The sequence below is a fragment of the Bowmanella yangjiangensis genome, from assembly GCF_017255015.1.
GTDB lineage: Bacteria > Pseudomonadota > Gammaproteobacteria > Enterobacterales > Alteromonadaceae > Bowmanella > Bowmanella yangjiangensis.
Genome location: NZ_JAFKCS010000083.1, coordinates 1 through 3,400 on the forward strand (window position 1 = coordinate 1; position 3,400 = coordinate 3,400).

Annotated in this window: 5 protein-coding genes; 4 read left to right on the top strand and 1 reads right to left on the bottom strand. The window is 55.1% G+C overall.

Annotated features, from left to right (window positions below):
* Positions 1-28: 28 nt before the first annotated feature.
* Positions 29-658, bottom strand: a complete 630-nt coding sequence (locus J0A65_RS21810; RefSeq protein ID WP_206596432.1) for a DNA-binding transcriptional response regulator — start codon at positions 656-658, stop codon at positions 29-31.
* A gap of 143 nt (positions 659-801) precedes the next feature.
* On the opposite strand from J0A65_RS21810, the gene J0A65_RS21815 reads away from it, so the two are divergent.
* The 4 genes from J0A65_RS21815 to J0A65_RS21830 all read left to right on the top strand — a co-directional run bounded on the left by J0A65_RS21815 (position 802) and on the right by J0A65_RS21830 (position 3,076).
* A complete protein-coding gene (locus tag J0A65_RS21815) occupies positions 802-1,188 on the top strand; it encodes a Rha family transcriptional regulator (protein ID WP_206596433.1) in 387 nt (128 codons plus the stop codon).
* A gap of 162 nt (positions 1,189-1,350) precedes the next feature.
* Positions 1,351-1,962 (top strand): virion core protein, T7 gp14 family, encoded by a 612-nt coding sequence (locus J0A65_RS21820; RefSeq protein ID WP_206596434.1) that lies wholly within the window; start codon positions 1,351-1,353, stop codon positions 1,960-1,962.
* A gap of 155 nt (positions 1,963-2,117) precedes the next feature.
* Positions 2,118-2,402, top strand: a complete 285-nt coding sequence (locus J0A65_RS21825; protein WP_206596435.1) for a hypothetical protein — start codon at positions 2,118-2,120, stop codon at positions 2,400-2,402.
* Between the two features lie 8 nt (positions 2,403-2,410).
* Positions 2,411-3,076 carry a hypothetical protein gene (locus J0A65_RS21830; protein ID WP_206596436.1) on the top strand — a complete coding sequence of 222 codons (666 nt, stop codon included), beginning with the start codon at positions 2,411-2,413 and terminating at the stop codon, positions 3,074-3,076.
* Positions 3,077-3,400 lie beyond the last annotated feature (324 nt).

Consider the following 3,400-nt stretch of genomic DNA (forward strand, 5'->3'; position numbering starts at 1 on the left):
ACTCCAAAGGGCAATTTTAGAAATTTGTTCAAGCATTCTTTTTCATAACCCGCACAATGGTGTCTTCAAATCGAATGGGTTCAGCCGTTTTAGGCAGATTATAGTCCGCCTCTTGCAAGGCCTCATGAAAGCGCTCGCCCTCCTCTTGCGCAGAGTAGATGATGACCTTCTTCTCCGGATATCTTCTTTTGATAGCCAGTGCGAGCCCCAAGCCTTCATCAGCATAATGCATCATCTTTCCGACACCCTGAATGTCAACAAACACAACATTTGCGTCAACTAACTGGGACTGTTCCAGAGAGCTTACATCAACAACAATCTTTGTATGCTCCCACCCCATCTTCTTTAAAATTCCAACAATTTTAAAGCCACGATCGTCATCAATAAATAGTATCCTTACATTCTTCTTGAGTGCCGGTATATCAAATGAAGACAAAGCCTCTTGCGAGCCTGAAGGCCCAGAGTTATTTTCGCCAGAAGAAAGATGCAAGTTAACCACGTTAGATACGCTTTGACTATTAATCACCTCCCCTAAGGCCTCTCCTTCTGGCTTAACCGGCCCACCCTTCTTTTTCCAGAAGAAAAGAGCTCCCACTATAGCAATTATCCCTGCCCCAAGAGAAACCCACTTCTCCATCACATCCAAATTGAAATCCATATAGCGAGCTCCTTTGTTCCCTAGTTTTTCTATGTTCAACAGGAGAGTATTTTCCTCAAGTCAGCTTGAATTTACCAGCACGCTCAATCAGACCAATCAGTTACTGACATAGGCCTCTGCTCAGACCATTTTGGAGAGGCAACATGAACGCACTGACCACCCTGAACACCAACGCCACCCTGACCATGAGCAGCCGCGAGATTGCCGAGCTGCTGGGCTGCCGCCACGACAACGTGAAGCGCACCATCGAGACCCTCGTAGCCAAGGAGGTGATTGTTCGTCCTCAGTCTGAGGATGAACCCACCAAAGACGCTATGGGCCGTACCCGCATGATGAGCGTCTACCGCATCGGTAAGCGTGACAGCTACGTCATCGTCGCCCAGCTCAGTCCTGAGTTCACCGCCAAGCTGGTTGACCGCTGGCAGGAACTGGAAGCCCAGGCCGCATCCACCCCGAAGGTTCCTCAGACCTTTGCTGAAGCCCTGCGTTTGGCGGCTGAACTGGAAGAGCAGCGCGCATACCTGGCATAGCCTATTACCCCCAGTACTAGCCGAACCCCAAAGCGCAGCACATAGGCACCAAACCAGACGATGAACTCTATAGGTTGGCTAGTCGTCCGCGTGCGCTAGGGACGACTTCAAACTATCCACCCAACGGGAATCGTTTCCATCTTTTCTCAAGGAGTAAATCGAATGTGTGTACCAACCGCTGCCGCTATGGCTGCAATGGCAATTGCATCCACTGCCTACGGAATCCACGAATCCAACACCCAGCAGAACTACGCCGAGGCCGTCGCCAAGCAGAATGCTGAGATGCAGAACGCTGCGGCCATGGAGAACTACAAACTCCAGAACCGCCAGTTGAACCTGCAGCAGCTCCAAGAGAGCGAAGCGACCGCCCAGCAGAAACACCAGCAGCGCCTGGCTGTGCAGCGCGAGGTTGCCACTGCCCGAGTAGCTGCCGGCGAGTCCGGTGTATCCGGCCTGTCCATCGACTCCCTGTTCGCGGACATCATCCGCCAGGGCACCAACAACATGACCACCCTGGATCGAAACCTGGCAGACGCCAACGACCAGCGCGACATCGAGAAGAAGGCTCTGCATAACAACACCTGGGCAGGCCTCCAGAATCCGTCGTTCTACAAAGGATCGAACGGCATGCTCGGCGCTGGTCTGCAGATCGCCTCGGCTGGTCTAGGCGCCTACACGGCGTCTGGCGGCACCTTTGGCTCGTCCAGTAAGAGCACCGGCATCAAGCCCAACGGCCAAGCCGGCTTCCGCGCCGGTAATGGGCAGGGCCGCTAATACCCCTCTTTTACCCCCAGTACTAGCAGAAAGAAAAGCGCGCAAAGCCCCGTCTTTCCTGCCCCAGAGCACTCCCCCGGCGACACCTCCCGACACCTGCAGGGCTACCCCTGGCAGGGCGCTGGCGTTCGCCTATCACAAAGGAACACTACCCAATGAAACATCAACTACCTGCTCCCCTGGTGCGCTTCCATGTCCATATGCTCCGCGAGCATGCCACCCAGTTGGTCGCCCTGGCCAACGCCTTGGCAAAGTGGAAGGGCCGCGATACGCGCCTGGGCGAAGCCCTGGAACTGGCCCTGGTCGCAGGCCTGAGCAAATCGCTTGCCGACCTTTTGGAGCTAGCCCAGGACGACAAGGAAGCCCCTCACTGGCTGCAACTTGGCCCGGTCAATCGCATGGGCGGGAAGGCGCTCACCCCGGCTGAACTGAGCCGCTAAGGGGGCGTATGGAACAACTACCGAGCGCTGCCCTCAGTGACGTCGAGACCAAGACTGTTGCTGTTCTCTCTTATGAGCTGGGCCATCGCTTTTATGTCGATATCGAGTCAGGCGAAATCCTGAATCTCACAGATCAAATGCAGGAGGCTCCCTTAGCATTGACGAAGCGTGACCTGAGGAGTGCTCCCGATGTTGGGCTTGATACACCTTGGGTCAATCACGCCAGAAACGATGAGGAGCTATGGCGGGCTGTCCAGACATTTGACTGGTGGATAGATCGGCTGGTTTATGACGCAGACAAGATCCTGAGCCTTCTTGATACCGGGCTGAGCGACAAGGCCGTCAGGGTATTTAAGTATCTTGCCTGCGGGCTGTCGGCTCGCAACATCTGGTTTGGCTCCATAGCTGAGCTATCCGAGGCATTGTGCACTCCGCAGCGTAACGTCGAGCGGGCTTTGGCTGATCTGGAGCGGCATCATCTGATTGAGCGCAAACACCAAGGCCGATACTGGCCAATGAAAATCAGCCTCCACCCTTGGTACGCATGGAAAGGTGACCTTCAGGCCAGAGACCAAACATTGCAGCAGTGGGTACTCAGAACCGCCAAAAATGGCGGCAGATCTTCGCTGCAGGCCGCTGGTATCAAGGGGGTGGAGACGCCCCCAGTCATATAAAAGACCACCAAGACCACTGCCACCCAGAGGTCTCCGGGCGTTCGCTCTGGTGCGATTGTTGTAGTAACCCCTTCAATGGCAAACCAAGCAAAGACAGCACCAAGGCCATCTCCGAGCGAAGCTCTCAGCCCTACACCCAGCCAGCGCATGTCGCCCCCTCTGCGTTTGGTCTTCCCCCGTAGGCCTTCGGCCTCGACCACCTGAACTACATCACTGGAAGTCTCCACCTGAGAAACGTCAGGAGGGGGAGGTCTGCCTGCACTTCAAACAAGGAACACTTACCCATCAACACCTACACCATCTACACCGACGGCGCATGCACCA